This window comes from Angustibacter sp. McL0619, from assembly GCF_049994355.1.
In the GTDB taxonomy this organism is placed as follows: Bacteria; Actinomycetota; Actinomycetes; order Actinomycetales; family Angustibacteraceae; genus Angustibacter.
The window spans coordinates 3376967-3403739 of sequence record NZ_CP188257.1 but is presented as its reverse complement, the minus strand read 5'-3'; the positions used below and the strand labels follow the sequence as shown (position 1 = coordinate 3403739).

Here is a 26773-nt window from a genome sequence, read left to right as displayed (position 1 = left end):
ATCAGGAGGACGATGTGTTCGACACCTTTCGTGGTCTGCCGGTGCACGTCCTCGTCGTGCACGCGGTGGTGGTGCTGACACCGTTGATGGCGGTGCTGACCGCGCTGGTCGCGTGGTTGCCGCGCTGGCGAGCCAAGGTCGCCTGGCTCGTCGTGGTCGGCAACGTCGTCGTGGTGGTACTGGTCAAGGTCGCACAGCTCAGCGGCAACCAGCTGCTCGGACGGATCGGCAGCTCACCGGCCATCGAGCACCACCTCAAGCTCGGCGACCAGATGCTCTGGTTCGCCCTCGCGATGCTGGCCGCCTCCGTGCTGGTCGCCTTGGCGCGCAACAGCTCTGCGCCCCTGCCGACGGCCGCGGCGGTGATCGCGGTGGTCGCCTCGCTGGCGGCGATCGGCTGGGTCATCCGGACCGGCGAGGCGGGCTCGAACGCGGTCTGGAAGGACATCATCGCCAACACGAACCCGAAGTAGCCCGGGTCAGCCGGGCTCCTCGTCCTGCTCGGGGGAGTCGGCCGGGGCCGTTCCGGTGCGCGCGCGCAGCACCCGGCGCAGCGAGTCCAGCCGCGAGCGCCCTGCTGGGCCGGCGTTCCCGTTCTCGACCCAGGCGTCCAGGGCGCACTCGGGCTCGTCGTGGGTGCAGCCGCGCGGGCAGTCCTCGGTGCCGGGCTCGAGGTCCGGGAAGGCGTTGATGATCCGCGCCAGGTCGATGTGCGCCAGCCCGAACGACCGCACGCCCGGGGTGTCGATGACCCAGCCGGCCCGCTCGGGCAGCCGCAGCGCCACCGCGGACGTCGAGGTGTGCCTTCCGCGGCCGGTGACCACGTTGACCACGCCGACCGACCGAAAGGTCCCGGGGACCAGCGCGTTCACCAACGTGGACTTGCCGACTCCGGAGTGCCCGATCAGCACCGAACGCTTGCCGCGCAGGCGTTCCAGGACGTCGTCCAGCCCGACGATCGTGCCGTCCGCCTCGCGGTGGGTGACCACGTACGGGACGTCCAGCGGCGCATAGCTGCCCACGAACGGGCCGGGGTCGGCGAGGTCCGCCTTGGTCAGCAGCAGCAGCGGTGCGAGCCCGGCGTCGTACGCGGCGACCAGGCAGCGATCCACCATCCGCGGGCGCGGCTCGGGCTCGGCCAGCGCGGTCACCACGACCAGCTGGTCGGCGTTGGCCACCACGATGCGCTCGTAGGGGTCGGTGTCGTCGGCGGTCCGGCGCAGCACGGTGCGCCGGTGCTCCACCCGCACGATCCGGGCCAGCGAGTCGGGTTCGCCGGTGGTGTCGCCGACCAGCGCGACCTCGTCGCCCACCACGATTCCCTTGCGGCCCAGCTCGCGCGCCTTCATGGCCAGCACGGTGCGCTCGTAGTCGCCGGTGCCGGCCAGCACCGTGTACCGCCCACGGTCCACGCCGACGACCAGCGCGAACTCGGCGTCCTCGTGCGCCGGACGGTCCTTGGTGCGCGGCCTGGTTCCCTTGCGCGACGGGCGAACCCGGGCGTCGGACTCGTCGTAGTCGCTGGCCTTGCGCCGGCTCATGGTCGCCTCATGCGCCGGCCAGCAGCTGCGCCCAGCGCTCGGTGAAGCGCGGCAGCGTCTTGGCCGTGGTCTCGACGTCCTCGACCACGACGTCGGGCACGCAGAGCCCGATCACCGCGCCGGCCATCGCCATCCGGTGGTCGTGGTAGGTCGCCCAGCGGCCACCGTGCAGCGCTGCCGGCCGGATCCGCAGTCCGTCGTCGGTCTCGGTGACCGCGCCGCCCAGCCCGTTGATCTCGGTGGCCAGTGCGGCGAGCCGGTCGGACTCGTGCCCGCGCAGGTGGCCGACCCCACGCAGCCAGGACGGCGACTGGGCCAGTGCGGCCACGGCCGCCACCACCGGGGTCAGCTCGCCGACGTCGTGCAGGTCGACGTCGATGCCCTCTACCGCGCCGCCGCCGACGACGGTCAGCCCGCTGCGGTCCAGGGTCACGTCCGCGCCCATCGCGTCCAGGATGTCGCGCAGGCCGTCGCCGGCCTGGGTGGTCTGGTCCGGCCAGCCGGCTACATGCACCCGCCCTCCGGTGACCAGCGCCGCGGCCAGGAACGGCGCGGCGGTCGACAGGTCGGGCTCGATCTCGATGTCGAACCCGCTGATGGTGCCGGGTTGCACGCGCCAGGTGTTGGGCTCGCTGTCGTCGACCAGCACGCCGCGGTCGCGCAGGACCTCGACGGTCATCGCGATGTGCGGCTGGCTCGGCACCGGTTTGCCGTCGTGGTGCACCACGACGCCCCGATCGAAGCGGGCCGCGGCCAGCAGCAGCCCGGACACGAACTGGCTGGACGCCGAGGCGTCCAGCGTCACCTCACCGCCGGGCGCCGACCCGGCGCCGTGCACCGTGAACGGCAGCACGCCGCGTCCGTCGTCCTCCACCTGCACGCCCAGGGTGCGCAGCGCCTCCAGGACCGGGGCCATCGGCCGCTCGCGAGCCCGCGGGTCGCCGTCCAGCGCGACGGGTCCGTCGGCCAGGGCGGCGACGGCAGGCAGGAAGCGCATCACGGTGCCGGCCAGGCCGACGTCCACCTGCACGTCGCCGGTCAACGGGCCAGGGTCGACCAGCCAGTCCTCGCCGTCGTCGCGGACGTCGGCACCGAGGGCGCGCAGGCTGTCGGCCATCAGCTGGGTGTCGCGCGAGCGCAGCGGCCGGCGCAGCCGGCTCGGTCCGTCGGCGAGGGCTCCCACTACCAGCAACCGGTTGGTCAGCGACTTGCTGCCGGGGACGACCACCTCGGCCTGGACCGGGGAGGTGGCGGTGGGCGCCGTCCAGTCGCGCACGGGCGTGTTGGTGGGGTCGGCGCTCATGGCGCACAGTCTCGCGGTTGGGTGTCGACCCCGTCTAACCCGGTTCGACGCGGGCCGTCCGACCCGCTCGACCCGTCGTGCCGGCGGTCAGCCGATGGGCAGCGCGTCCACCAGCTGGGCTCGGGCCAGCTTGGCCTCGCGGCGGGCGGTCTGCGCGACGTGCCGGGCGTCCCGCTTGGCCTGCCTCGCGGTGCGCGAGGCGTCCTTGGCGGCTCGTTGCGCACGCCAGCTCATACCGGGCTTGCCCGCGGTGTCCACGCTCGCGATGAGCAGACCGCCGAGCAGGCCGAGGTTCTTCAGGAAGTGCAGCCGCTGCTGGCGACGCTGCGCGGGGTCGTCGGCCTCCCAGAAGGGATGGCCGGCCAGCGTGGTCGGGATCAGCGAGACGGCCATCACGGTCGCGGACGTGCGCGGCGCCCGGCCCAGGGCGAACAGCACTCCGGCGCCCATCATGGTCAGGCCGTTGGCCCGCACGAGCATCTCCGGGTCGTTGGGCACACCGAGTGCGGGGGCGAGCTTGTCGATCAGTGGTGCGGCTCGCTCGGCCTTGGCGGAGGGGTGCCGGAAGGCGTCCCAGCCACCGTCGATGAACGTCAGGGCGAGCAGCGGGCGGGCGACCCGGCGGACGACGGACATGGAACCTCCCCAGTGGCTGACCGTCCCCATCCTGCCGACCTGCGGCGATCGACGCGACCCGGCCCGGCATCGGCCAGACTTCTGCCCGGCTTCTGCCCGGCTTCTTCAGACCCTCCATGCGGCTGTCGGCGCTCGATGGCAGGCTGGCGCCATGTGTGGCAGGTACGCGGCGAGCGCCAACCCCGACGACCTCGTCGAAGAGCTCGAGATCGAGTCCGACGAGACCGGTGGGGCCGTCCAGCCCGACTACAACGTGGCCCCGACCCACCAGGTCCCGGTCGTTCTGGAGCGTGCGCCGCGCGCCGACCGCGAAGCCGCGCCGGTGCGCCAGCTCAGGATGCTGACCTGGGGGCTGGTTCCGTCGTGGGCGAAGGACCCGAAGGTCGGCAGCCGGATGATCAACGCTCGGGTCGAGTCGCTCTTCGACAAGCCGGGCTTCAAGCGCGCGGCGGCGGCCCGACGCTGCCTGGTGCCGGCGGACGGCTGGTACGAGTGGCAGGTCAGCCCGACCGCGCACGACGCCAAGGGCAAGCCGCGCAAGCAGCCGTTCTTCACCCATCTCGCGGACGGTGGCCGACTGGCCTTCGGTGGTCTCTACGAGTTCTGGCGCGACCCGGCCAAGCCGGACGACGCCGACGACGCCTGGCTGACCACGTTCACCATCATCACGGGTCCGGCCGAGCCGGGGCTGGATCGGTTGCACGACCGGATGCCGTTCGTCGTGCCCCGCGAGCGCTGGGGCGCCTGGCTCGACCCGGCGCTGACCGACCCCGACGAGGTGCGCGGGCTGCTCGAGCCCCTGCCGCCCGGTCGGTTCGTCGCCTACCCGGTGTCCCGGCGAGTCGGTGACGTGCGCAACGAGGGCCCGACGCTGCTGGAGCCGGCCAGAGCTGAAGAGCTGGTCGGCGTCGTCGACCCGATGACCGGCGAGATCCTCGGGGGCAGCTGATGGCCGCCTCGCCTGCGGCCCGCGTGCTGGAGGTCGAGACGCCGACCGGGCCGGCTCGCGCACACGTTCGGCGTCCGGTGAACGCCGTCGGCACGATGGTCCTCGGTCACGGCGCGGGTGGCGGGATCGGCGCCAAGGACCTCACCGCGGCCGCCCGCGCGGGGCTCGACTGCGGCTGGGCCGTCGTGCTGGTCGAGCAGCCCTGGCGGGTGGCCGGCAAGAGGGTCGCGGCACCGCCGCCGCGGCTGGACGAGGCGTGGCTGCCGGTGGTCCAGGCACTGCGCTCCGGCCGTGGCTCGCTGCCCGGCCCGCTGGTGCTGGGCGGTCGCAGCGCCGGCGCCCGGGTGGCCTGCCGGACGGCGACCGCGCTCGGCGCCGCCGGTGTGCTGGCGCTGGCCTTTCCCCTGCACCCGCCGGGCAGGCCGGAACGCAGCCGGGCGGACGAGCTGGCCCTGGTCCAGGGCCTGCCGCTGCTCGTCGTGCAGGGCCGCAGGGACCCGTTCGGTGGCCCGCAGGACGTCGGGCTCGTGCTCCCGCCTTCCGGGCGGGTGGTGGCGGTGGACGGCGACCACGGCCTGTCGGCCGACCTGCCCGCGGTCGTTTCCGCCGTCCGCGAGCTGCTCGTCGAGCTGGCGCGGTGAGCGCAGCCGGAATGACCACCGCCCAGACGACGTTCACCCTCCTGGACGAGCGCACAGCTGATCGAGCCGGTGCGCCTCTGGACTGGGAGGAGTCGCGTTGCTCACTGCTGCACCCGACCGCGCGGTGGACGGTCCGGCCATGGGTTGGTGGACGTCCGGAGCGTCGGCGTCGCTGCCAAACGCTTCACGCAAGCGGACGACCGTCAAGGCCGGGGTCGGTACGGCGATACCCTGGTCAGCAATGACTGAGACGAGCGGGACAGCGGCCGGCGCCGAGGGCGTCGAGGGGACGGACGACGACACGACGCGTGCCCCGGAGTCCGAGAGCGCGCAGGAGCGCAGCGACCGGTTCGAGCAGGACGCGTTGCAGTACCTCGACCAGCTCTACTCGGCGGCGCTGCGCATGACGCGCAACCCCTCCGACGCCGAGGACCTCGTGCAGGAGACGTTCGCCAAGGCGTTCGCGGCGTTCCACCAGTACCGCCCGGGTACGAACCTGAAGGCCTGGCTCTACCGGATCCTCACGAACACGTACATCAACACCTACCGCAAGAAGCAGCGTGAGCCGCTGCAGTCCGACGCCGAGAAGGTCGAGGACTACCAGCTGGCGCGGGCCGAGTCGCACACCTCCCGTGGTCTGCGCTCCGCCGAGGCCGAGGCCCTGGACCACCTGCCCGACAGCGACGTGAAGGACGCCCTGCAGCAGATCCCCGAGGACTTCCGGATGGCGGTGTACTACGCCGACGTCGAGGGGTTTGCCTACAAGGAGATCGCCGACATCATGGGGACGCCGATCGGTACCGTCATGTCCCGCCTGCACCGTGGGCGCCGCCAGCTTCGCGAGCTGCTAACCGACTACGCACGAGAGCGCGGCCTGGTGGCCGCCGGTACCCCGAACGGAGGGGAGTCGTGAGCTGCGGCAACCACCACGACACTGACTGTCGCGAGGTCCTGGACCGCGTGTTCGAGTACCTCGACAACGAGATGGGCGAGCTGGACTGCGCCAAGATCAAGCAGCATCTCGAGGAGTGCGGTCCCTGCCTGCAGGAGTACGACCTCGACCAGGCGCTCAAGGCACTGATCCGGCGCAGCTGCGCGTGCGAGTCCGCCCCCGAGGAGCTGCGCACCCGGGTGCTCACCCGGATCACCCAGGTGCGGATCCAGTTCGAGGCGTAGCCCGCGCCGACCCGCCGCAGACCGAGTACGAGCGAGGGGCCCGAACCGTATGGTTCGGGCCCCTCGTCATGTCGTCTGCGATGCCTACGCGTTGGGCTTCTTGCCGTGGTTGGCGGCGTTGCCCTTGCGGCTGCGGCGCTTGCGTGCGCGCTTGCTCATCGCTGCTCCTTCCTGCTGCTGGCTGCTCATGCTCGCCGACCATCGTCCCACACCACGGTGGGCCGCCCGACGCGAGCAGCCGCGCTCAGCCGGTCAGGTGACGGTTCAGGGCGTCCAGCACGGCGCGCACCACCGCGTCATCCGCGTAGGTGCGCACCAGCGCGCTGCCGGTGAGCACGTGCTCACCCACCCGTGGCACCTGCAGCACGAGCACGACGACGGCGACCTCACGCGATCCCGAGGCCACCACCTGGGCCGACTCCACCTCGCAGCCGGTACCGATCAGCTCGCTGACCGCCTGCACGGCCGCCTCGGCGACCACCCAGGCCCGGGCGGCGGCCGACCCGGCACCGGTGACCTCGCCGGTGAACTCGTCGCTGCCCATCCGGATCACGACGTTGGCCGAGGAGCTGGTCCGGGTCGAGGTCAGCGAGATCCGCTGCACGATCGGCCGGATCACGCTGGCCGATCCGTCGGTCATGGCTTCCAGGGCATCCACCTCGTTCGTGTCGGGACCTGACGGCGTGACCAAGACCGCGGTCGGCGCGCCCTCCTGCTGGCCGATCTGGACGACGCTGACGATCCGCCGGTCGATATCCATCTCGAACGCGGTCATGGCCATCGACTGCACGTCGCGGACCACCTGCTTGGGCGACTTGCCGGGGCTGGCCAGGACATGCACCTCGGTGGGCACGCCCAGTGCGGAGGTCACCACACTGACCGCCTGGACGCCGGGCAGGGCGCGCAGGGCGTCCTCGAGGTCAGGCCGCAACCGCATCGTCGTCATCTGGTCTCCCGTCCCGGTAAGCACCGAAAGTAGTGCCAGAGGGGGTTGCCGGTCGTGATCGCCGGTGGAATGTCGCACTCTGTGACCAGGCGGTTCACCCGAACAGCGCAACGACGCGAAGGTCGTCACGCAGATTTGATGCTGAAGTGACTGGTGGGGAAGTACGATCCGCACGCACAGCCGCGCGGTCCCGGTGGCCGCGCACACAACTCCAGAGTGCGTGATGGAGGCCGGCGGGCGAGCCTTTTGCCGGGCAAACGACACCCCCTGTACGTTTGCCCGGTACGTCCTGTTCCTTAGCGGAGCGGAGTGCGCACGGGGGCTAGCGGACCCGTGACGACCTCAATAAGGAGTGATGTCCGGTGAGCAAGATCGTTTCCGCTGTCGAGAAGTTTCTCTCGTCCCAACCGGGCTGGAGCTGGGGCGGCTGAGCCCAGCCCAGTCCGGATTGCACAGCAGCAGCCGATCTGACCTCCGGCCTCCTTCACGCACGCTGGATCCAACGTGAAGGGGAACGAGGTGAAGGGTTCGCTGCGTCGCGTCCGGCTGTACGTAGGCGCCACCGTCCTCGCTGCGGCCGCTGCCTTCGCCCTGAGCTGGCACGTCGCTCCACCGACGGTGGACGACTGGGCCGGCATCATCGTGCTGTCCCTCCTGTGCATCGTGAGCAGCATGACCCGGGTTCGCAGCGTCTACGGGCGCACGGACCTGGGCACGAGCTCGATCGTGCTGCTGGCCGCGGTCGTGCTCGTCGGCACGACCGGCGCGATCATCGTCGGCGTGGCCTCCTGGCTGCCGGAGCTGCGCCGGGCCAAGCCGCGCGTCTGGGCGATGAACAGTGCCCTGTTCGCACTGCTCGGAGCAGCCGCCGGTGCGACGTTCTACGCGTTCGGCGGCACTGACGACCGCAATACGTGGCACTCGACCGCCGACCTGCTGACGAACCTCGCGCTGCCCCTGGTCCTGGCCAACATCGTGATGTGCTTGCTGAACGCCGGCCTGGTCGCGGGCATCGTCAGCGTCTCTGAGCACGCGCCTTACCGGGAGGTGCTCAGCGGCACCCTGCGCAGCGGCGGGATCGCCTACATCGGCTACGGCTTGTTCGGGCTGCTCCTGGTCGTGCTGTGGGAGGCCGCCGGCGTCGGCGCGCTGGCCGCGGTGCTCGTGCTGGCCCCGCTGTTCGTCGCGCGGTGGGCGTTCGCGCAGTACGCCGAGCAGAACGCCGCCCACGAGCGCACGGTGGCCGCGCTGGTGCAGGCGGTGGAGGCCAAGGACCACTACACCCGTGGCCACAGCGAGCGCGTCGCTCGGGCGTCGGTGATCATCGCGCGGTCGACCGGACTGTCCCAGCAGCGGACCTCGACCCTGCACTTCGCCGGGATGCTGCACGACGTGGGCAAGCTCGGCGTCCCCACCCGAGTGCTGCAGAAGACCGGCGCGCTGACCGACGAGGAGTTCGCCACCATCGCTCGGCACCCGGTACGCGGGCTCGAGATGGTGCGTGAGATCGAGTTCCTGGGGGAGGCGTTCGAGGGGATCCTGCACCACCACGAGCGGCTCGACGGGCGCGGCTACCCGATGGGCCTGGCCGGCAGCGCCATCCCCGAGTTCGCCAGGATCATCGCGGTCGCGGACGCCTTCGACTCGATGACCTCGACCCGCTCCTACCGTCAGGCCCGTTCGGTCGCCGAGGCGCTCGAGGAGCTCCGGCGGTGCACCGGTACCCAGTTCGACCAGGTCTTCGTCGAGGCGCTGACCGACGGACTGGCCCGCACCGAGTGGGTCTCCGCCGCGCCGGCACCGCAGACCGCGGCAGACCGGCTGCTGGACCACGCGATCCGCGAGGGCAACGGCGCCGACGTCCCGGACTCGCGCGACCACGACGACCCCGGCTTCGCCACCGAGGGGCGCCGTCCCCTGGACCTCACCGAGACCGACGGCGGCGGTGGACCTCGATGACCCTGGTGGGAGTGAACCGGCCGGGGCTGTCGATCACCTGGGCCTTCACCTGCCTGGCCGCCCTCGTCGCGGCAGCCGCCGTGGGGGCCTCGGCGGCGGCCCTGACCCAGCACGGCGTGCAGAACCTCGACGTGGTCGTGGTCTTCGCCGCGGCGATCACGCTGGGCGAGGCGCTGCGCATCTGGCTGCCCGGCGACCGCGAGGCTGCGCCGGTCGGCACCGCAGCCGCGGTCGCCTTCGTGCTCACCACGAAGATCGGGCCCAGCGGGGGCGGGTCGGTGGACGCCGCGACCGTGGTCGCCGTGGTGGCAATGTCCACGATCATCGGGGTGCTCCCGCACCTGCTGGCCGGACGGCCGCTCGAACTGGCCGGCATCGTGCACCGGTTCCTGGCCATCTCGGCGCTGACCGTGATCTGGCGGGTCATCCCGTTCACCTCGCACGGCTCGTTCGCCGAGGCCGGCCGGGCCTGGGAGGGCTACCGCTGGCTCCTGGCGCTGCTCATGCTGCTCGCGGTCGCCGTCATCCTGGTGCTGGACGCGCTGCTCGCGGCGATGATGCGCGCCGGGGCCGAGAACGCCCGGCTGAAGTCCGTGCTGGCCGACGAGCTGCGCTTCACCGCCGCGCTCGGCAGCGCCATCGGCTGCGGCGGCGTGCTGATCGCCCTGGCGGCCGAGCCGATGGGACTGCTCGCCGTCCCGGTCTTCCTCGCGCCCCTGCTGCTGACCCAGTTCGCCTTCCGGCGGTACTCGATGGTCCGTGAGACCTACAACCAGACCATCAGATCGCTGTCCAGGGTCACCGAGCTCGGCGGCTACACGGAGACGGGTCACTCCCGCCGGGTCGCCTCACTCGCGCTGGCCATGGGCCGCGACCTGGGCATGGTGGAGCGAGCGCTGCGCGACCTGGAGTACGCGGCCCTGCTGCACGACATCGGCCAGCTGTCCCTCGCCGAGCCCATCCCAGGCGGCGCGACCGTGATGGCCGCACCGATGGAACAGCGGCGGATCGCCGACCTCGGCGCCGCCGTGGTGCGTCGCACCGGGGTGCTGGACGACGTCGCCGACATCATCGAGCGCCAGTGCGAGCCGTACCGCCGGCACCACCAGACCGACGACCGGGCGGTGCCGCTGAGCAGCCGCATCATCAAGGCGGCCAACGCCTATGACGACCTGGTCGGTGACGGCGGGTCGCAGGCCCGCCGGCGCGAGGCGCTGGAGCGGATCCACCTGGGTCTGGCCTACGAGTACGACCCGCGCGTGGTGTCGGCGCTGACCCGGGTCGTCACCCGAGTGGAGTAACCCGAACGGAGCACCCGGTCATGGGACGTGCTGTTTCACGGGTTCCGGTCGTGCCGGGCGCCTTCGGTTCCTCAAGTCCCTCCCGGCCCGCGCCGATCTGGAAGTCGTGGACGAGCCTGCCGTGATCTCCGTGTCGCCGTACCTCCGCGCGCTCTCAGAGCTGCGCGGGTCCGACCTGCACATCAAGGTCGGCTCACCGGCGCGGCTGCGCATCGACGGCCGCCTGCGCAAGCTGCAGGGGCCGCCGCTGACGCCCGAGCAGACCTCCGCCATCGCCGACGAGGTCATGCGAGACGACCTGCGTGACGTGTTCAAGCGGACGAACGAGGCCGACTTCGCGTACTCGCTGGCTGGCGTCGGCCGGTTCCGGGTGAACGCGTTCCGCTCGCGGGGCTCGATCGGGCTGGTCTTCCGCCGGGTCTCGGTCGGTGCGCTGCCGCTGGAGGAGCTGAGCGTCCCGCAGGTGATCAGCCAGCTGGCGCTCGAGCCGCGCGGCCTCGTGCTGGTGACCGGTCCGACGGGATCGGGCAAGACCACCACCCTCGCGGGCATGGTGGACCACATCAACACCCACCGTGAGTGCCATATCGTCACGATCGAGGACCCGATCGAGATCCTGCACCGCGACCAGCTGTCCATGATCAACCAGCGCGAGGTCCGGCTGGACACCGAGGACTTCGCGGTCGCGCTGCGGGCCGCCATGCGCCAGGACCCGGACGTCATCCTGGTCGGTGAGATGCGCGACCCGGAGACCGTCAAGGCGGCGCTGTCGGCGTCCGAGACGGGGCACTTCGTGATGTCGACCCTGCACACCACCAACGCGCAGGAGACCGTCGCCCGCATCATCGACTTCTTCCCCCCGCACGAGCAGAAGCAGGTCCGGCTCGCGCTGGCCGGCTCGCTGCGCGGCATCATCTGCCAGCGTCTGGTGCCCCGCGCTGACGGCCAGGGCCGCTGCGTGGCGATGGAGATCGCCATCAACACCGGTCGGGTCGCGGACGCCATCGCGGACCCGGAGAAGACCAACACCCTCACCGAGCTGATCACCGAGGGCAGCTTCTACGGCATGCAGACCTTCGACCAGCACCTGACCCAGCTGATCCGGGACGGCGTGGTGACCCTGGAGGACGCCATGAGCGCCGCCAGCAACCCGCACGACCTCACCGTCGAGCTGCGTCGCATCGGCCTGGTCGCCTGACTCGTTCGGCAAGCTCGTTCGGCGAGCTCCGGCGCCCGCCCGGCCAGGTAGCGTCACGGGCGTGGCCGCTGCTGAACGAACCTTCCAGGTCTCGGACGTCGACACCGCACGGGCGCTCGGGTCCGGCACGCTGGAGGTGCTGGCCACCCCGCGCCTGCTGGCCTGGTGCGAGGCCGTGACCTGCGCGGCCGCCGAGCCGCTGCCCGACGGCTCGACCAGCGTCGGCACCCGCGTCGAGCTCGAGCACCTGGCCGCGAGCCCGGTCGGTGAGCAGGTGCTGGTGCGGGCCGAGCCGAGCCACCAGGACGGACGGTTGCTGCGGTTCGCGGTCGTCGTCACCGGACGCGACGGCCGGCTGCTCGCCACCGGGCAGGTCACCCGGGTCGTGGTCGACGTCCAGCGCTTCCTGGGCCGCCTGCCGACCTGACGACCACCCCTACCGCAGCGGGCACGGCAGGGAAGTCAGGCGTCGGTCAATTCGGCAAGCAAGGTGTGATGTCGTGGGCGAAAGTCGCACGCTTGGGCCCGCAGCACGCGTAGCTGAGCTTGCCTCCTCGGCCGCCTGCCTGTTGTACAAGGAGACCCGCGCCGACGGACAGGACGCCTCAGCGGCAGACCAGGCCGCTACGTCCACCGCGCCGGCGGCCGCCAGCCGCGGCTCGTCGCCGCCCACGCCCGGCTCGCCGGCCATGGCAGCACGACGGCCCTCGAACGTGCCATCAAGGTCTGCGCCGAGACGCTCAGTGCCTGGGACGGCAACACCGCCGACGGCTGGGCCGAGCTACGAGCCAAGCGCGGCCAGCGCGCCGGGCGCCTCATCCGCCTGCTCGTGCGGCTGTCCACCGAGCTCGACGAAGACGGCAAACCCCATCCCAGTCCGGCGCCATCAGCCGAGTGAGCCACGTCTGGTCCGGGCGCGCCGCTTCACCGTGGTGCCCCAAGTCCTGGCCTGATCGCCGGGAACCTCAGCGTGCGAGCGGGTGCACGCCCCAGTCAGCGTCGCCCGCGTCCGACCCCTCATCTGCCACGTGGGCGACATGGCTTCCGTCCGGGCACGAGGTGACCAACTCGATGCCGGTGGCGGAGTTACGGCGGAACGCGATCCGGTCACCAGTCGGCGACCACGTCGGCCCGGTGCAGCCGACTGATGCTTGGTCGGCCGACAGGCCACCACACGGGGGGTCTGCGGCCACCGTGATGGTGCGGAGGTCGGACCCGTCGGAGCGGACCATCCACAACTGCTGGCGCAAGTCGTCTTGTGTGCGCGCCGAGAACACGATCTCGTTGCCGCGAGGAGACCAATCGCCCTCGGAGCGTACGTTCAGCCAGTCCGGGGTGATCTTCCGCAGGCCGCTGCCGTTGGTGTTCACGACGTACAGTGCGCCCGGGCCGGTGTCCGGGTCGGTGAAGCGGACGAACTCCAGCCGCCTGCCGTCGGGTGAGAAGCCTCCGGGGTGGTCGTCTCCGCCTGGAATGCTGGTGACCTTCCGCACGTCCCCCCAGTCGCGCACTCGCACCGTGTAGATGCCGTTCTGCGTCCCCTCGTCGGTGGCGCCCTCGCAGGCCAGCCGGGAGCCGTCTGGTGACCACACGAAGCAGGGGCTGAACAGCCCAGGTGCCAGGAACGGCAGCAGCCGGGTGTGGCCGGTGTCGATGTCGAGGATGGTGGTGCCATCTCCACCAGGGGTCCCGCAGCTGGCGACCTGGCGGCCGTCAGGCGACCAGTGCGGGCACTCCATCGCGTACGGGTACGCCTGGCGGGCGTGCGTGCCGTCGGGGTTGACCGTGAAGAGGGTGACGTCGCCGACGGCGTCCACGAAGGGCGTGTACAGGATCTGACCGTCGCGCACGTGGGGCCGCCCATGCACGGGCGATGCGGCGGCAGGGCTCGCCGCCAGAACTGGCAGCACGCAAACGGCTGCGATGAGCCCCACCACACGAGGGTCTCGGTGTCGCGTGCGCCTTCGCGAGCGGGCTGAGGGGGCTTGGTGATCTGGTCCGAACATGGTTTGGCCTCCCACCCGGGGCGGCGGTGCCGGTCAGGCCGCCGGGGCGGTTGTCGACGATAGGCGAGCGGGTGCACCGTGTCTGTACGCAAGATGCGTACGGAGGTGAGCCATGGGCTCGCTCAACCGGACAACGAGCGCGGTTCTCGACGTCGCCACCGCCGCACTGCAGGGTCCGCCAAGCACCGATGTCGTGGGCCCCGTGCTGCAAGCGCTACGGTCCACGATCGGTGCTGACGTCGCGGGCTACTACCGGCACGAGTGGTTCGGCTGGACCACGGCGCTGCGCATCGTCCCGGACGAGATGTGGCAGCACATACCGCACGGTCACCTGCCGACCGCGGAGGCTGGCGCCATGCACGCCGGCATCCAGTTCCTCGTCACCCACCGCGGACCCTGCGAACCGTTCGCGATAACCGACCTGGTGCCTGAGCGCGAATGGCTCGCCCTCGAGATGTGCCGCCAGATGCGGCCGAACTGGGGTCGCAACTACCAGCTGGCCATCCCGGTCACCCCAGAGCCGGGCGTCCCCGAGACCCGCGTCTGGGTACTCGGCCGCGGCGAGCACGACTTCACCATGGCCGACCGGGCAGCCGCAGAGGCGCTGCGCCGGCTGCTCGACGTCATCTCCCGCCAGGCCCAGTGCCGCGAGCAGCACCGGCTGTCCTATCGGGCCACTGGCCAGCAGCTCACTGAACGCGAGCTCACCGTGCTGCAACTACTCGAGGACGGCATCACCGCGACGGGCACCGCCATGAGGCTCGGCATCTCCGTGCGCACCGTCCAGAAGCACACCGAGCGGATCTACCGGAAACTCGGCGCGCACAACCTGCACACCGCCCTGCAGGCCGCGGCCGAGCTCTCGCTCATCGTGGGGCCAACCCTGGGCTCGGGCTGAACCCACCGGGCCCAAGCACCCAGGAAGCCACAGACGCCCTATCCGTCACAAGGGCGGTCATCGACGGTTAGAGCCTTGGCGACACGCCGCAGACGGCGGATCAACGTCTTCCACTGTCACAGGAGTCACTCTGGTGTCGCCTAGCGATGGCTCGCGGGCGCCCTGTGAGCGCCGCTCAGCCTGGGCAGGGGACCTTCCCCATCCATCACACCTTGCTGCCGAACTCAGGCGTCGGTGAGCTCGGGGAGGTCGTGCACGCTCGGGTCGCCGGCGTCCGCCTTGTAGTCCGACGGCTTCGTGATGTCGCTGCCCTCCGGTGCCTTGGCCAGCCGGAACACCACGGTCAGGACTGCGGCCACCAGCACGTTGATCGCGAAGGCGGTCAAGGCGATGTAGCCGCTCCTGCCGATCAGCTCGATCGGCGCCACGGACGTCCCGAAGTGCTTGTGGGTGGCCGGGTTGATCTGCTGGTACGCGGTGATCGAGCCGTAGAGCATCGCCACCGCCCAGCCGGCCAGCAGCGCCCACCGGTGGAACCAGCGTGTGTACAGTCCGAACACGATCGCCGGGAACGTCTGCAGGATCCAGACTCCGCCGAGCAGCTGGAAGTTCAGCGCCAGCGTCTTGTCGAGGGCGAAGACGAAGACCAGTGCCCCGAGCTTGACCACTAGCGACGCGAGCTTGGAGACCTTGGCCTCCTGGGCGTGCGTCGCGTCCGGCTTCAGGAAGTCCCGGTAGATGTTGCGGGTGAACAGGTTCGCGGCTGCGATCGACATGATCGCGGCGGGCACCAGGGCGCCGATCGCGATCGCCGCGAACGCGATGCCGGCGAACCAGGACGGGAACTCGTCCTCGAAGAGCTGAGGTACGACGAGCTGCGGGTTGGGCAGCCCGTCCAGGCCGATCGGCTTGGTGCCGGCCGCGATGGCGATGAACCCCAGCAGTGCGAGCAGGCCGAGCAGGAACGAGTACGCCGGCAGGATCGAGGCGTTGCGCCGGATCACGTTGCGGTTCTTGGACGACAGCACCGCGGTGATGGAGTGCGGGTACATGAACAGCGCCATGGCCGAGCCGAGCGCCAGCGTCGCGTACGGCCAGAACTGCATGGTGTTCGGGATGAACGCGCCGACCGGCTTGTTGGTCACCGGATTGGTCTTGGCCATCTTCTCCTGCGCCGAGTCGAAGACGTGCGCCCAGCCGCCGACGTGCTGCGGCAGGTAGACGATCGCGACCAGGATGACCAGGTAGATGAGCCCGTCCTTGACGAACGCGATCATCGCCGGAGCCCGCAACCCGCTGGAGTAGGTGTACGCCGCCAGGACGGCGAAGGCGATCAGCAGCGGCAGGTCCTGGGCGAACTTGTTCTGCGACCCGCCGATGCCCATCACCTCCAGCACAGCCTGGATGCCGACGAGCTGCAGCGCGATGTACGGCATGGTCGCCAGGATCCCGGTCAGCGCGACCGCCAGGGACAGTCCGCGCGAGCCGTACCGGCCCTTGACGAAGTCGGCCGGCGTGACGAACCCGTGGGTGTGCGAGATCGACCACAGCCGCGACATGAAGACGAAGATGATCGGGTAGACGATGATCGTGTAGGGGACGGCGAAGAAGCCGGTGACCGCTCCGGTGGCGAACATCGCGGCCGGCACCGCGACGAACGTGTACGCCGTGTAGAGGTCGCCGCCGAGCAGGAACCAGGTGATGAACGTGCCGAAGCTGCGCCCGCCCAGACCCCACTCCTGCAGGCTGCCCATGCTGGCGTCCTGACGCCGCCACCTCGCGGCCATGAAGCCCATCACGGTGACGACGCAGAACAGCACGATCACGATGGTCAGCGCGACCCAGTTGATCCCGGTGGTGTCCTCGCCGCTGGCCGCCAGCAGCCCGGCGCTCACTTCTGGCCTCCGTCACGGCGGGTGTGTCCCATGACGATCCGGTACGCGAGAGACGTGCAGATCGCGGCCAGGAACACCCACAGGAGCTGGTACCAGTAGAAGAAGGGGAACCCCCACAGCCGCGGCGTGTCCTTGGCGTAGCTCGAGACCCAGAGCAGCGCGACCACCGGCAGGGCGAGCAGCACGCCGACCACGACGATCATCGGTGTCGGCAGGTTTCGGTGCGCGGGACCGTTGACGTTCGAGTCTTCCTCTGCGGGTGTGCCCACGGTGCGCGCCTCCGATGCCGTTGCCCCTGCTGCGGACGGCCTGCATGCCGCCCACCGGGCGGGACGTTACTCCCAAACCGGCACGAGGCAACCGGATCAGGCGCGACGGGACTTTCTGCGCAGCAGCACGGCCACCGCGAGCAGCGGCAGCAACGACGAGAGCAGCGGATCCGCCCCGAACACGAACGGCAGCGCGGCCAGCACGACGACGTCCGGGCCGACCAGGTACGCCGTGACGGCGCCGACCGGCAGCGCCCCCATCGGTGAGGTGGCCTGCAGCTCCCAGCGGATGTCCGGTCGACCGCCGGCGGTGCGCAGCACGCCGGCCACAGCGAGCAGCGTGGCGATCACCGCCCACCACCCGGGCCTGGACGCCAGCACGCAGCCGATCTCGCCGATCACCAGGGCGACCGCGCCGGGGACGACCAGGTGGGCCGCCCGCAGGTCGGCGTCGGTGAACGGCAGCGCGCGCGAGAGCGCGGGGGAGCGCGAGATCGTACGGAGCCCGGCGGCCGCCGCGCCAGCACCGGCCCAGGCCACCAGCACCATCGCCAGCGCCGCCCCGAGCCGGCCGTACAGGTCGTCCGCGGCCCAGACCAGTGTGGTGGCGGCGATGGCGGCCAGCCAGCCCCGACGCGCTCGCCAGGCCCGGCGGACGTCGGCCCAGGCCAGAGCACTGAACCCGTTGCCGCGCAACGGCTTGGAGCCGACCTCGCCGCGCTCGAGCAACCTGCGCAGGCGCAGTGTCTCGGCGACGAACGAACCGTCCAGCGCGGTCACCGTGGCCCGCAGCCCGGTGGCCAGACCGGTGCCGGCCACCAGGTCGGCCCGGCGCAGCCGGGCCAGCGCGCGGCGCAGTCCCAAGGCGCACCCGGCGGTGAGCAGCCCCAGCGCGAGCGCGACCAGCAGCGCGGTGCGCTCGGACGGCGACGGCGGCTCGGCGTCCACCCCGACCAACCCGGCGACCAGGACGGGGACGGCCAGGGCGGCCAGCACGTCACCGGTCCGGCGCAGCCAGGCCGCACCCCAGGAGCGGCCCTGCAGGGTGGTCGCGAGCAGCGACAGCAGGGCCGCGACGAGACCGCCGACGACGGCCGACCCGACGGCCGGCCAGGACAGCAGCAGTCCGACCGCGAGGCCGGCCACCGCGCCGGACAGTGCGGTGCCGACCACCGCCAGGCCGGCGGCAGCGCCGAGCAGGCCGGAGCGCGACACCGGGGACGCCAGCAGCCAGGTCGCTCGTGCCGGGTCGCAGATCACCGGCCCGATCAGCTGCAGCGCGCGCAGGCCGGTGCCGGCGGCGACCAGCGCGAGCGCGAGGCCGAGGTCGGGAACCAGGGCGTGCGGGACGTGCCCGGCGCCGCCGTGCGCGACGACGTCCTTCAGCGCGCTGCGGGCCAGCGGCGCGACCATCACGGACACCAGCACGAGACCGAACAGGCCGATGTAGAGGTCCTGCAGGACCTCCGTGACCGGCCGGGCGGCGCTGGAGGCCCGGCGGGTCTTGCGCAGGTGTTTGCGGACTGCCCTCGCTGGGAGCTCGACGCTGACTGCGGTGGCCATCCGGCCTCGTCAGCCGAGCTCGAGCACGAGGTCCGCGACGTCCTCGACCAGCTGCTCGTCGTGGCTGGCCAGCACGATCGAGGCTCCGTCGTCCGCGAGCCGGCGCAGCCGGGTGGACAGCCAGAGCCGGCCGCTCTCGTCGAGCCGCTGCTCGGGCTCGTCCAGCACGACGAGCCCGGCCGGGCGGACCAGGACGCTGGCCAGGCCCAACCGGTGCCGCTGGCCGCTGGACAGGGACGTCGGCAGCTGCCCGACCTGGCCGCTCAGCCCGACCTCGTCCAGAACCTCGGTGGCGCGACGACGGGCGTCGTCCAGCCCGAACGCCCGGGCGAGCAGCTCGACGTGCTCGAGCACGGACAGGTCGGGGAAGGTCTCGGCGTCGTCGAGCAGCACGGCGACCTCGCGGCGGACCCACGGGTCGGACTCGTCCAGCGGGCGTCCGCGCCAGGAGACCTCACCGGCGTCCGGGTCGATGGCCCCGGTGAGGATGCGCAGCAAGGTCGTCTTGCCGGATCCGTTGCCGCCGACAAGGGCCAGCACCTCGCCCGGAGCCACCTCGATGTCGACCGCACCGATGATGGTCTTGCGCCCGAACTGCTTGCTCACCCCGGCCGCGACCAGCCCCGGCCCGTCGGAGGCCGGCCCCGAGGTCGCGGGGTCGGCCTCCGGGGCTTGCGGTGCTCCGCTCACGCGGCCTTCTTGGTCTCCCAGAAGATCGCTGCGATCTCGTCGATCTTGGCCAGCAGCTCGTCGGCCTTGCCGGCGTCCGAGGTGCCCTTGGTGCCGGCCGCACCGGCCAGCTTGGTGGCCTCGTTGAACAGGGTGTGCAGGTTCGGGTACTTCTCGAAGTGCGGCGGCTTGAAGTAGTCGGTCCACAGCACCCAGAGGTGGTGCTTGACCAGCTCCGAGCGCTGCTCCTTGATGAGCACCGCCCGGGCGATGAACTCCGGGTCGGAGCTGTCCTTCATCTTGCCGATGATGGCCTTGACGGACTCAGCCTCGATCTTGGCCTGGGCGGGGTCGTAGACGCCGCAGGGGAGGTCGCAGTGGGCGCTGACCTCGACGGTGCGGGCGAACAGGCGGGAGAGCATGGATGTTCCCTTCTTTCGCGGCTCGAGTACGACGTCAACCTACCTGCGGGGTCGACGGGTCGCGCGACCAGGTCGTGGCCAGAGCCGCAGGTGCACGACGCCCAGGACGTCGGCGTCCGCCACCGCGCCCACCAGCCAGGAGTCGACGCCTTCGTCGGGGTTGTCCCGCTCGACCCACCAGCCGTCGTGCACCCGCATCGCGGCCCGCTTTACGCTGACCGGGCGCGGACCGTCGGGGCCGTCCGGGAGCCGGACGACGACGAGCTGGCCGACCTGGGGGGATGCACCCCAGCGCACGGCCAGCCGGTCGCCGTCCGACAGCGTCGGGCTCATCGAGCGCCCACGGACGACGACCTGACCCCACCGTCCAGCGGGGGGGTCAGCGCTCAGCTCAGGCCTCCGTCGCGTCGGCCGGTGGCTCGACGTCGGCGGGGATGGCGATCGCGGCGCCGTGGTGGCCCTCGGCCTCCTCGCGCTGCATGCGCTGCAGGAAGGACTTCGTCCGCGCGTGCTGCGGGTTGGAGATGACCTGGCGCGGGTCGCCCTGCTCGACGACCACGCCGCCGTCCATGAAGACGACGCGGTCGGCGACCTCCCGCGCGAAGCTCATCTCGTGCGTGACGACGATCATCGTCATGCCGTCGTTGGCCAGCTCGCGCATCACGTTGAGGACCTCGCCGACCAGCTCGGGGTCAAGCGCGCTGGTCGGCTCGTCGAACAGCATCAGCTTGGGCTGCATCGCCAGCGCCCGCGCGATCGCGACCCGCTGCTGCTGGCCGCCGGACAGCTGGGCCGGGTAGGCGTGCGAACGGTCGGACATCCCGACCCGCTCGAGCAGCTCACCGGCCCGCTTGCGCGCATCGGACCTGCTCTCGCCCTTGACCTGGACCGGCGCCTCCATCACGTTCTCGGTCGCGGTCATGTGCGGGAACAGGTTGAACCGCTGGAACACCATGCCGATCTCGCGGCGCTGGGCGGCAATCTGCTTGTCGTTCAGGGTGTGCAGCCGGCCGCCCTTCTCGACATAGCCCATCAGGTCGCCGTCCACCCAGATCCGGCCGCCGTCGATCGTCTCGAGCTGGTTGATGCAGCGCAGGAAAGTGGTCTTGCCGGAGCCGGAGGGGCCGAGCAGGGTGACGACCTCACCCGACGCGACGTCCATGTCGATGCCCTTGAGGACGTCCGTGCCGTGAAAGGCCTTGTGCACGTTGACCGCATGCACCAGCGGCTTGGTGTCGGCGGTAGTCATCACTTGTTCCCGGTCACGGTGAGCCCGGCGGCGGTGGGGACGGTTCCTGGCTGCGCCTTGGCCTTGGAGGACGTGCCGAACCCTCGCCCGAAGCGACGCTCAAGGAAGTACTGCCCGACCATCAGGACGCTGCACATGATCAGGTACCAGAGCGTGGCGGCGACCGCCACGGGGAAGACCTGGAAGGTGCGCGAGCCGATCGAGCGCAGCTGGAAGAACAGCTCCGCGTTCAGCGGCAGGGCGATCAGCAGCGAGGTGTCCTTCAGCATCGCGATGGTCTCGTTGCCGGTCGGCGGCACGATGACCCGCATGGCCTGCGGCAGCACGACGCGGCGCATCGCCTTGCCGCGGCTCATGCCGAGCGCCTCGGCGGCCTCGTTCTGGCCCTTGTCGACGCTCATGATGCCGGCCCGGGCGATCTCGGCCATGTACGCCGCCTCGGACAGCCCGAGGCCCAGGATGCCGCCGACGACGGTGGCCCCGATGACCGTGGTGCCGAAGCCGAAGATACGGGCGTCCCCGTTGATGCCCAGCAGGTCGGTCGCGACCCAGTCGAAGGGGATACCGATCTCGATGCGAGGCAGCAGGATCGCCAGGTTGCCGATGATGAACAGCAGGACGTAGCGCGGGATGGCCCGGAAGAACCAGGTGAACGTCCACGCCGTCCAGGACAGGATCTTGTTGGGCGACAGCCGCATCACCGCGAGGATCACGCCCAGGACGATGCCCATCAGCATCGCGCCGACCGTCACCACGATCGTGCCGCGGACCAGGCCGTTGATCACCGGCTGCTGGATCATCGCCTGGAAGACGAAGTGCCACCTGAACGCCGGGTTCGTCAGCAGGTGGACGAACATCGCCGCCAGGATGGCGATGACGACGATCGCGACGATCCGGCCGGGGTGGCGCACCGGCACCGCGTCGATCGCCCCGGGACGGTCACCCGTCCCGGGGGTCGACGCAGTGTGGTCGGTCACGGGTTGACGGCGAAGTCGCTGATCCCGCCGGACTGGACGCCCCACTTGCTCAGGACCTTGTCGTAGGTCCCGTCCGCCTTGAGTGCCTTGAGTGCGTCAGCGATGGCCTGGCTGAAGTCCGTCTCGGTCTTCGGCAAGACGTAGCCGTACGGTGCCGAGTCGTAGATGTCGCCGATGGTCATCAGCGCGCCCTCGGACTTCTGCACGGCGTAGGCACCGACGGGGGAGTCGGCCAGCATGGCGTCGGCCTTGCCGGTGGCCACGGCTGCGGTCGCCTCGTCCTGGCCCTGGTAGGACTGGATGACGATGGCGGGCTTGCCGGCGGCCTTGCACGCAGCCTGCTTCTTCGGGAGGTCGTCCTGCTCCTGGGTGGTGCCCGTCTGGACGGCCACCTTCAGGCCGCACGCGGCGTCCGGCGACACGTTCTTGGGGTTGCCCTTGGCAGTGGCCCACTGGGTGCCGGCGCTGTAGTAGGAGACCATGTTGGCCTGCTGCTTGCGCTTGTCGTTGATGGTGAACGACGAGACGCCGACGTCGTACTTGCCGGTGTTCGTGCCGGCGATGATCGAGTCGAAGGACGACGGGACGAACTCGACGTCCACGCCGAACTTCTGGCCGACCGCCTTGAACAGGTCGACGTCGAAGCCTTCGACGGTCTTGCCGTCTGCCGCCAGGAACTCGCTCGGCGCGTAGGAGGCGTCCGTGCCGACGACAATCTTCTTGGCGGTCTTGACCTTCTCCGGGAGCTTCGCGGCGAGCGCGGCGTCGACCGTCGCGGACGCCACCGTCTGCGAGCTCGAGCTCCCGCTGTCCTTCGACAGGGAGTTCGACCCGCAGGCCGTGAGGGATAGCGCGGCGCCTGCGCCGAAGAGGACGGCAGCAGCCACACCACGGGAACGCAACAACACGAGGGCCTCCTAAGGCTCATCTGATGGCGGCATCCTGCCACCGACCTTCCTCTCGGTGATACCCCGCCGCTGATCGGGACCGTCTCGTGATCTTCCGTGATCGCAGGCGATCCATGCGTGATCCACGTCTCGCCCGGATAACGGGCCTCGTGCTGCCCCGGTCGGTGTGGCACCATGGGCAGTGCCTTGCGGGAGACCCCCGTGCGAGGGCATTCCGGCCATACCCGGTCGTAGAGCGTTCCTCGAGGTCCTCCCCGTTGCACTGGCGATCCTGATTGAGGTGACCGGACCCGTGTCCGCCGAACCGCTGCATCATGCTGCCCATCCGCCCCATTCGTCCCATGATCCGAGCTCGGCCGTGTTCCGGTACCACCTCGGTGGCAAGCTCGAGGTCGCGGCCCGACGTCCGCTGACCGGCCGCGAGGACCTCTCCCTCGCGTACACCCCGGGGGTGGCCGAGGTGTCGCTCGCGATCGCCGCCGACCCCGGCCTGGCGGACGTCTACACCAGCCGGGCGAACACGGTCGCCGTGGTCACCGACGGGACGGCGGTGCTCGGCCTGGGCGACATCGGCCCGGCCGCCGCGCTGCCGGTGATGGAGGGCAAGGCCCTGCTCTTCAAGCACTTCGCCGACGTCGACGCCGTGCCGATCTGCCTGGCGACCACGGATGTCGACGAGCTGGTGGAGACCGTGGTCCGGCTGGCCCCGACCTTCGGCGGGATCAACCTCGAGGACATCTCCGCTCCGCGCTGCTTCGAGATCGAGCGTCGCCTGCAGCAGCTGCTGGACATCCCGGTGTTCCACGACGACCAGCACGGGACCGCGATCGTCGCCCTCGCGGCACTGCACAACGCGGCACGGGTGGTCGGCAAGGACCTGACCGGACTGCGCGTGGTCGTCGGCGGAGCCGGCGCTGCCGGCGTCGCGGTCAGCTGCATCCTGCGGCGCGCCGGCGTGGCGGACGTCGTCGTGTGCGACTCCCAAGGGGTGCTGGGGGCCGCGCGCGGCGACCTGGCCATGCACAAGCGGCGACTGGCCCTGACCACCAACCCGCGCGCCGTCCAGGGGACGTTGGCGGACGCGCTGCGCGGTGCCGACGCCTACATCGGGGTCAGCGGCGGCACCGTGCCGGAGGCGGCCCTCGCGGGCATGTCGCCGGACGCGATCATCTTCGGCCTGGCCAACCCCGATCCCGAGGTGCACCCGGACGTGGCGGCCCGTTTCGCAGCTGTCGTGGCGACCGGCCGAAGCGACTTCCCGAACCAGATCAACAACGTGCTGGCCTTCCCAGGGGTCTTCCGCGGTGCCTTCGACGTGCGGGCCCCACGGGTCAGCGAGGGCATGAAGCTCGCTGCAGCTCAGGCGATCGCGGAACTGGTGCCCGAGCCGACCGCGGGCGAGATCGTGCCCGGCGTCTTCGACGAGCGCGTCGTGCCTGCTGTCGCCGCCGCGGTGGCGGACGCGGCCCGCCGCGAGGGGATCGCCCGCGCCTAGCGGTGATCGTGGCAACGGCGTTCGCTCTGGCGCACGCCGTTGCCACGGTCAGGCGGGCGAGGGCGTGGGCTCTGCGGTGAGCGGCAGGGTCAGCGTGCGGTCCAGCACCTGACGGCCGGCGACCACGCGGGCGTGCTCGACCTCGACGCTCGCCGACCGGCCGTCCAGCACCACGGTCATCACCCCGTTGTCGAACCACGGCCCGTGGTCGACGTCCCAGGTCATCGCGGGCTCGCGGACGCCGGCCCGGCGGGCCAGCCAACCCAGCACGGCCCTCGCGAACCGATGGTCCAGCCGTCCGTTCGCGACCCGGACCCAGTTCTGCAGCGGGTTGCGGAAGGGCGACATGGTGAGCTGCCGCACGGTGGTGCGTGCGGCGTCGACCCCGCCCACGTGCGCGGTCGCCAGGTACGAGCAGTGCACGTCGCCGGACAGCCACAGCAGGCTGGCCGGTGGGTTCGGCCGGCCCGCGACCTCCTGCACCAGGGTCACCATGGAGTCGAACGACTGGCGGAACGCCGCCCAGTGCTCCAGGTCCACCTTGAGCCGCACCTGCTCCCCGAGCCACATGCCCCACCGACCCCAGGCACCTTCCGCGACCGCTTCGCTCCACCCTTCCAGGTGGTGCACGCCGTGCAGCAGCAGCACCGGCAGCGACGTGCCGACCAGCAGGTGGTCCACGTCGACGTCCGTCACCTCGCGGAACCATTCCCACTCGAGGTCGTCCACGATGGCGCGGTCGCCCGGGTCGAGCCGTCGCGAGCAGCGCGAGTCGAGCACCACGAGTCGGGTCCGGCCGAGGTCGCGATGGAAGCTCCAGCGCGCCGTGTCCGGCTCGGCGTCGGCTTGCAGCACGAAGTCGGCCAGCAGGCGCTCGCGCGTCGTCGCGTCCGCAACGTCCCGAACCTGTTGGTACACCACGTCTTCGGCCAGATCGACAGGGGAGAGGTTGCCCAGGTGCTGGTACACCCAGTAGGACGAGAAGGCGCCGACCACGCGGTCCCGCCACCAGGTCTTGGCGGTCATCTCCTGTCGCCAGGACCACGAGCTGTTCCAGTCGTCGCGCAGGTCGTGGTCGTCCAGGATCATGCAGGTCGGCAAGGTGGCGAGCAGCCAGCGCACGGCCGGGGTCCGCCACGACTCGTGATAGAGCCAGGTGTACTCCTCGAAGTCCACGATCTCCTCGCGGACGTCGTCGCTGTCCGGTCCCTGCGCGGCGGTCTCGCGCTGGTCGTGGTCGTGCAGCTCGCGCAGCCGCTTCTTCAGCGCCGGGGACGGGTCGTCGGCGTACACCTGGTCGCCGACCAGCAGCAGCAGGTCGGGCCACAGCTCGAAGCCGCCGCCCATCATCCGCTCGGCCAGGGCGACCAGCGCGTCCGCGCCGACGACCCGCAGGCTGCGCCGGTCGAAAGGTGCCGCCCGACGGCAGGACCCGAAGGCGACCCGCGCCACGGTCTCGTCGCCGAGCGTGCGGATCACGCTCGGCGGCTGCACGTCACCCGCCTGCGGCCAGGCGAGCTGACCGTCCAGGTGCACCTCGTACGGCGTCCGGCTGGCCGCCGCCAGCCCCTCGACGACGACCAGCGCGTAGTGGTGCCCGTACAGGTCCCACGTCGGTGCGGCGTGGCCGAGGACCTCGACGACGCACGCGCGGTCGACCTCCACCCAGATCGTCGCGGAACTCTGGTCGACGAACCGCAGGACAGGACCGACGACGATGTACGGGGCGGTGTCTGCGCTGCTGCCGGGTCGGGTCACGGACGTTAGGGTCGCACCATGTTTGCCGTCTTCGCCTCCGCAAGCTCCTCCGACGATCCACTGTCCGCACTGACGCTGGGGGAGCGACCAGCACCCGACGTACCGGAAGGCTGGGCTCGCGTCCGGCTGCGCGCGGCCAGCCTGAACCACCACGACCTGTGGAGCCTGCGCGGGGTGGGGCTGCCAGCCGACCGGCTGCCGATGATCCTGGGCTGCGACGGGGCCGGGATCGACGACGACGGCAACGAGGTCGTCGTGCACGCCGTGATCCCCTCCGACGGCTGGAGCGGCGACGAGACCCTGGACCCCGGCCGCACGCTGCTGTCCGAGAAGCACCAGGGCACGTTCGCCGACGAGGTGGTCGTGCCGAGGCGCAACCTGGTGCCGAAGCCGGCTGAGCTGAGCTTCGAGGAGGCTGCCTGCCTGCCGACCGCCTGGCTGACGGCCTACCGCATGCTGTTCACCCGGTCCGGTCTGGCGCCGGGCTCGACGGTGCTGGTGCAGGGCGCCGGCGGCGGGGTGGCGACCGCGCTGGTGGCGCTCGGCTCGGCCGCCGGCTACCGGATGTGGGTGACCAGCCGGGACGAGGCCAAGGCCGCGAAGGCGCTCGAGCTCGGTGCGGACCGCGGGTTCGCCTCCGGCGAGCGGCTGCCCGAGCGGGTGGACGGCGTGATGGAGACCGTCGGTCAGGCCACCTGGTCGCACTCGGTCAAGTCGCTCAAGCCGGGTGGGGTGATCGTCACCTGCGGTGCCACCAGCGGTGACGCGCCGCCGGCCGAGCTGACCCGGGTGTTCTTCCTGCAGCTGCGGGTGGTCGGCTCAACCATGGGCACCCGCGAGGAGCTCGAGCGGCTGATGCGGCTGTGCGCGGTGACCGGCGTCCGCCCGTTGGTCGACCAGGTGCTGCCGCTGGAGCAGGCCCGGGACGGGTTCGCCCGGATGCTCGACTCGGACGTGTTCGGCAAGGTCGTGTTCACCCGCTCCTGACCGGCGCGTCCGCCGGTCAGGCGGTCG

28 protein-coding genes are annotated in these 26773 nt (G+C 71.1%); 12 read left to right on the top strand and 16 right to left on the bottom strand.

Going from position 1 to position 26773, the window contains the following annotated elements; genetic code table 11:
* Positions 1–14 precede the first annotated feature (14 nt).
* Entirely contained in the window at positions 15–473 is a 459-nt protein-coding gene (locus ACPPVT_RS15795; RefSeq protein WP_426561870.1) for a DUF2231 domain-containing protein, read from the top strand.
* 6 nt (positions 474–479) lie between these two features.
* Here ACPPVT_RS15795 and rsgA read toward each other — a convergent pair whose 3' ends face one another.
* From rsgA to ACPPVT_RS15780, 3 genes are all read right to left on the bottom strand, one after another.
* Entirely contained in the window at positions 480–1541 is a 1062-nt protein-coding gene (gene rsgA / locus ACPPVT_RS15790; RefSeq protein ID WP_426561868.1) for a ribosome small subunit-dependent GTPase A, read from the bottom strand.
* A 7-nt stretch (positions 1542–1548) separates the two neighbouring features.
* The gene (aroA, locus tag ACPPVT_RS15785; RefSeq protein ID WP_426561866.1) at positions 1549–2844 is read right to left on the bottom strand and encodes a 3-phosphoshikimate 1-carboxyvinyltransferase; all 1296 of its coding nucleotides are present in this window, start codon (positions 2842–2844) and stop codon (positions 1549–1551) included.
* 87 nt (positions 2845–2931) lie between these two features.
* Positions 2932–3480 carry a DoxX family protein gene (locus ACPPVT_RS15780; protein WP_426561864.1) on the bottom strand — a complete coding sequence of 183 codons (549 nt, stop codon included), beginning with the start codon at positions 3478–3480 and terminating at the stop codon, positions 2932–2934.
* A gap of 151 nt (positions 3481–3631) precedes the next feature.
* On the opposite strand from ACPPVT_RS15780, the gene ACPPVT_RS15775 reads away from it, so the two are divergent.
* The 4 genes from ACPPVT_RS15775 to rsrA all read left to right on the top strand — a co-directional run bounded on the left by ACPPVT_RS15775 (position 3632) and on the right by rsrA (position 6246).
* On the top strand, positions 3632–4429 hold the full coding sequence (locus ACPPVT_RS15775) for an SOS response-associated peptidase (protein ID WP_426561862.1): 798 nt from the start codon (positions 3632–3634) through the stop codon (positions 4427–4429).
* Positions 4429–5070, top strand: coding sequence for an alpha/beta family hydrolase (locus tag ACPPVT_RS15770; RefSeq protein ID WP_426561860.1), 642 nt, complete (start codon positions 4429–4431; stop codon positions 5068–5070). Before ACPPVT_RS15775 ends, ACPPVT_RS15770 begins: the two co-directional genes overlap by 1 nt.
* Before the next feature lie 139 nt (positions 5071–5209).
* A complete protein-coding gene (locus tag ACPPVT_RS15765) occupies positions 5210–5983 on the top strand; it encodes a sigma-70 family RNA polymerase sigma factor (RefSeq protein WP_426567178.1) in 774 nt (257 codons plus the stop codon).
* On the top strand, positions 5980–6246 hold the full coding sequence (gene rsrA / locus ACPPVT_RS15760) for a mycothiol system anti-sigma-R factor (protein WP_426561858.1): 267 nt from the start codon (positions 5980–5982) through the stop codon (positions 6244–6246). The genes ACPPVT_RS15765 and rsrA overlap by 4 nt, the downstream gene beginning before the upstream one ends.
* A gap of 84 nt (positions 6247–6330) precedes the next feature.
* Here rsrA and ACPPVT_RS15755 read toward each other — a convergent pair whose 3' ends face one another.
* A complete protein-coding gene (locus ACPPVT_RS15755) occupies positions 6331–6405 on the bottom strand; it encodes a 50S ribosomal protein bL37 (RefSeq protein WP_369853652.1) in 75 nt (24 codons plus the stop codon).
* A gap of 85 nt (positions 6406–6490) precedes the next feature.
* Positions 6491–7192 (bottom strand): hypothetical protein, encoded by a 702-nt coding sequence (locus ACPPVT_RS15750; protein ID WP_426561857.1) that lies wholly within the window; start codon positions 7190–7192, stop codon positions 6491–6493.
* A 504-nt stretch (positions 7193–7696) separates the two neighbouring features.
* Between ACPPVT_RS15750 and ACPPVT_RS15745 the strand changes: the two genes are divergently transcribed.
* From ACPPVT_RS15745 to ACPPVT_RS15730, 4 genes are all read left to right on the top strand, one after another.
* Complete coding sequence (locus ACPPVT_RS15745) at positions 7697–9151, top strand: HD-GYP domain-containing protein (RefSeq protein ID WP_426561856.1); 1455 nt, start codon at positions 7697–7699, stop codon at positions 9149–9151.
* Positions 9148–10452 carry an HD-GYP domain-containing protein gene (locus ACPPVT_RS15740; RefSeq protein ID WP_426561854.1) on the top strand — a complete coding sequence of 435 codons (1305 nt, stop codon included), beginning with the start codon at positions 9148–9150 and terminating at the stop codon, positions 10450–10452. The genes ACPPVT_RS15745 and ACPPVT_RS15740 overlap by 4 nt, the downstream gene beginning before the upstream one ends.
* A gap of 106 nt (positions 10453–10558) precedes the next feature.
* A complete protein-coding gene (locus ACPPVT_RS15735) occupies positions 10559–11650 on the top strand; it encodes a type IV pilus twitching motility protein PilT (protein WP_426561853.1) in 1092 nt (363 codons plus the stop codon).
* 61 nt (positions 11651–11711) lie between these two features.
* Positions 11712–12077 carry a thioesterase family protein gene (locus tag ACPPVT_RS15730; RefSeq protein WP_426561851.1) on the top strand — a complete coding sequence of 122 codons (366 nt, stop codon included), beginning with the start codon at positions 11712–11714 and terminating at the stop codon, positions 12075–12077.
* Between the two features lie 538 nt (positions 12078–12615).
* Here ACPPVT_RS15730 and ACPPVT_RS15725 read toward each other — a convergent pair.
* The gene (locus tag ACPPVT_RS15725; RefSeq protein WP_426561849.1) at positions 12616–13500 is read right to left on the bottom strand and encodes a TolB family protein; all 885 of its coding nucleotides are present in this window, start codon (positions 13498–13500) and stop codon (positions 12616–12618) included.
* Between the two features lie 268 nt (positions 13501–13768).
* On the opposite strand from ACPPVT_RS15725, the gene ACPPVT_RS15720 reads away from it, so the two are divergent.
* Entirely contained in the window at positions 13769–14554 is a 786-nt protein-coding gene (locus ACPPVT_RS15720) for a response regulator transcription factor (protein WP_426561847.1), read from the top strand.
* A gap of 224 nt (positions 14555–14778) precedes the next feature.
* Here the strand turns inward: ACPPVT_RS15720 and mctP are convergent, their stop codons facing one another.
* The 9 genes from mctP to ACPPVT_RS15675 all read right to left on the bottom strand — a co-directional run bounded on the left by mctP (position 14779) and on the right by ACPPVT_RS15675 (position 22506).
* Positions 14779–16449 carry a monocarboxylate uptake permease MctP gene (gene mctP, locus ACPPVT_RS15715; protein WP_426561845.1) on the bottom strand — a complete coding sequence of 557 codons (1671 nt, stop codon included), beginning with the start codon at positions 16447–16449 and terminating at the stop codon, positions 14779–14781.
* Complete coding sequence (locus tag ACPPVT_RS15710) at positions 16446–16718, bottom strand: DUF3311 domain-containing protein (protein ID WP_426561844.1); 273 nt, start codon at positions 16716–16718, stop codon at positions 16446–16448. Before ACPPVT_RS15710 ends, mctP begins: the two co-directional genes overlap by 4 nt.
* 96 nt (positions 16719–16814) lie before the next feature.
* Positions 16815–18281 (bottom strand): DUF6297 family protein, encoded by a 1467-nt coding sequence (locus tag ACPPVT_RS15705; protein WP_426561842.1) that lies wholly within the window; start codon positions 18279–18281, stop codon positions 16815–16817.
* Positions 18282–18290: 9 nt separating this feature from the next.
* On the bottom strand, positions 18291–18971 hold the full coding sequence (locus ACPPVT_RS15700) for an ABC transporter ATP-binding protein (protein WP_426561840.1): 681 nt from the start codon (positions 18969–18971) through the stop codon (positions 18291–18293).
* Positions 18968–19372, bottom strand: a complete 405-nt coding sequence (sodN, locus tag ACPPVT_RS15695) for a superoxide dismutase, Ni (protein WP_426561838.1) — start codon at positions 19370–19372, stop codon at positions 18968–18970. Before sodN ends, ACPPVT_RS15700 begins: the two co-directional genes overlap by 4 nt.
* Before the next feature lie 39 nt (positions 19373–19411).
* On the bottom strand, positions 19412–19705 hold the full coding sequence (locus ACPPVT_RS15690; protein ID WP_426561836.1) for a peptidase S24: 294 nt from the start codon (positions 19703–19705) through the stop codon (positions 19412–19414).
* Positions 19706–19763: 58 nt separating this feature from the next.
* Positions 19764–20621, bottom strand: coding sequence for an amino acid ABC transporter ATP-binding protein (locus ACPPVT_RS15685; protein ID WP_426561834.1), 858 nt, complete (start codon positions 20619–20621; stop codon positions 19764–19766).
* A complete protein-coding gene (locus ACPPVT_RS15680) occupies positions 20621–21598 on the bottom strand; it encodes an amino acid ABC transporter permease (RefSeq protein WP_426561832.1) in 978 nt (325 codons plus the stop codon). Before ACPPVT_RS15680 ends, ACPPVT_RS15685 begins: the two co-directional genes overlap by 1 nt.
* Positions 21595–22506: an ABC transporter substrate-binding protein gene (locus tag ACPPVT_RS15675; RefSeq protein ID WP_426561830.1), complete on the bottom strand. Its 912-nt coding sequence runs from the start codon at positions 22504–22506 to the stop codon at positions 21595–21597. Before ACPPVT_RS15675 ends, ACPPVT_RS15680 begins: the two co-directional genes overlap by 4 nt.
* Positions 22507–22774: 268 nt before the next feature.
* Between ACPPVT_RS15675 and ACPPVT_RS15670 the strand changes: the two genes are divergently transcribed.
* Positions 22775–24001 carry an NAD(P)-dependent malic enzyme gene (locus ACPPVT_RS15670; RefSeq protein WP_426567177.1) on the top strand — a complete coding sequence of 409 codons (1227 nt, stop codon included), beginning with the start codon at positions 22775–22777 and terminating at the stop codon, positions 23999–24001.
* A 48-nt stretch (positions 24002–24049) separates the two neighbouring features.
* On the opposite strand, the gene ACPPVT_RS15665 is transcribed toward ACPPVT_RS15670, so the two are convergent.
* Positions 24050–25759 carry an alkaline phosphatase D family protein gene (locus ACPPVT_RS15665; RefSeq protein WP_426561828.1) on the bottom strand — a complete coding sequence of 570 codons (1710 nt, stop codon included), beginning with the start codon at positions 25757–25759 and terminating at the stop codon, positions 24050–24052.
* Between the two features lie 18 nt (positions 25760–25777).
* On the opposite strand from ACPPVT_RS15665, the gene ACPPVT_RS15660 reads away from it, so the two are divergent.
* Positions 25778–26746: a zinc-binding dehydrogenase gene (locus tag ACPPVT_RS15660; protein WP_426561826.1), complete on the top strand. Its 969-nt coding sequence runs from the start codon at positions 25778–25780 to the stop codon at positions 26744–26746.
* Positions 26747–26773: the final 27 nt, after the last annotated feature.

Coding starts and splice junctions, on each gene's coding strand:
- rsgA (WP_426561868.1), bottom strand. CDS start 1,541: ATGAGCCGGCGCAAGGCCAGCGACTACGACGAGTCCGACGCCCGGGTT.
- aroA (WP_426561866.1), bottom strand. CDS start 2,844: ATGAGCGCCGACCCCACCAACACGCCCGTGCGCGACTGGACGGCGCCC.
- ACPPVT_RS15780 (WP_426561864.1), bottom strand. CDS start 3,480: ATGTCCGTCGTCCGCCGGGTCGCCCGCCCGCTGCTCGCCCTGACGTTC.
- ACPPVT_RS15775 (WP_426561862.1), top strand. CDS start 3,632: ATGTGTGGCAGGTACGCGGCGAGCGCCAACCCCGACGACCTCGTCGAA.
- ACPPVT_RS15770 (WP_426561860.1), top strand. CDS start 4,429: ATGGCCGCCTCGCCTGCGGCCCGCGTGCTGGAGGTCGAGACGCCGACC.
- ACPPVT_RS15765 (WP_426567178.1), top strand. CDS start 5,210: ATGGGTTGGTGGACGTCCGGAGCGTCGGCGTCGCTGCCAAACGCTTCA.
- ACPPVT_RS15750 (WP_426561857.1), bottom strand. CDS start 7,192: ATGACGACGATGCGGTTGCGGCCTGACCTCGAGGACGCCCTGCGCGCC.
- ACPPVT_RS15740 (WP_426561854.1), top strand. CDS start 9,148: ATGACCCTGGTGGGAGTGAACCGGCCGGGGCTGTCGATCACCTGGGCC.
- ACPPVT_RS15720 (WP_426561847.1), top strand. CDS start 13,769: ATGGGCTCGCTCAACCGGACAACGAGCGCGGTTCTCGACGTCGCCACC.
- ACPPVT_RS15705 (WP_426561842.1), bottom strand. CDS start 18,281: ATGGCCACCGCAGTCAGCGTCGAGCTCCCAGCGAGGGCAGTCCGCAAA.
- sodN (WP_426561838.1), bottom strand. CDS start 19,372: ATGCTCTCCCGCCTGTTCGCCCGCACCGTCGAGGTCAGCGCCCACTGC.
- ACPPVT_RS15690 (WP_426561836.1), bottom strand. CDS start 19,705: ATGAGCCCGACGCTGTCGGACGGCGACCGGCTGGCCGTGCGCTGGGGT.
- ACPPVT_RS15685 (WP_426561834.1), bottom strand. CDS start 20,621: ATGACTACCGCCGACACCAAGCCGCTGGTGCATGCGGTCAACGTGCAC.
- ACPPVT_RS15660 (WP_426561826.1), top strand. CDS start 25,778: ATGTTTGCCGTCTTCGCCTCCGCAAGCTCCTCCGACGATCCACTGTCC.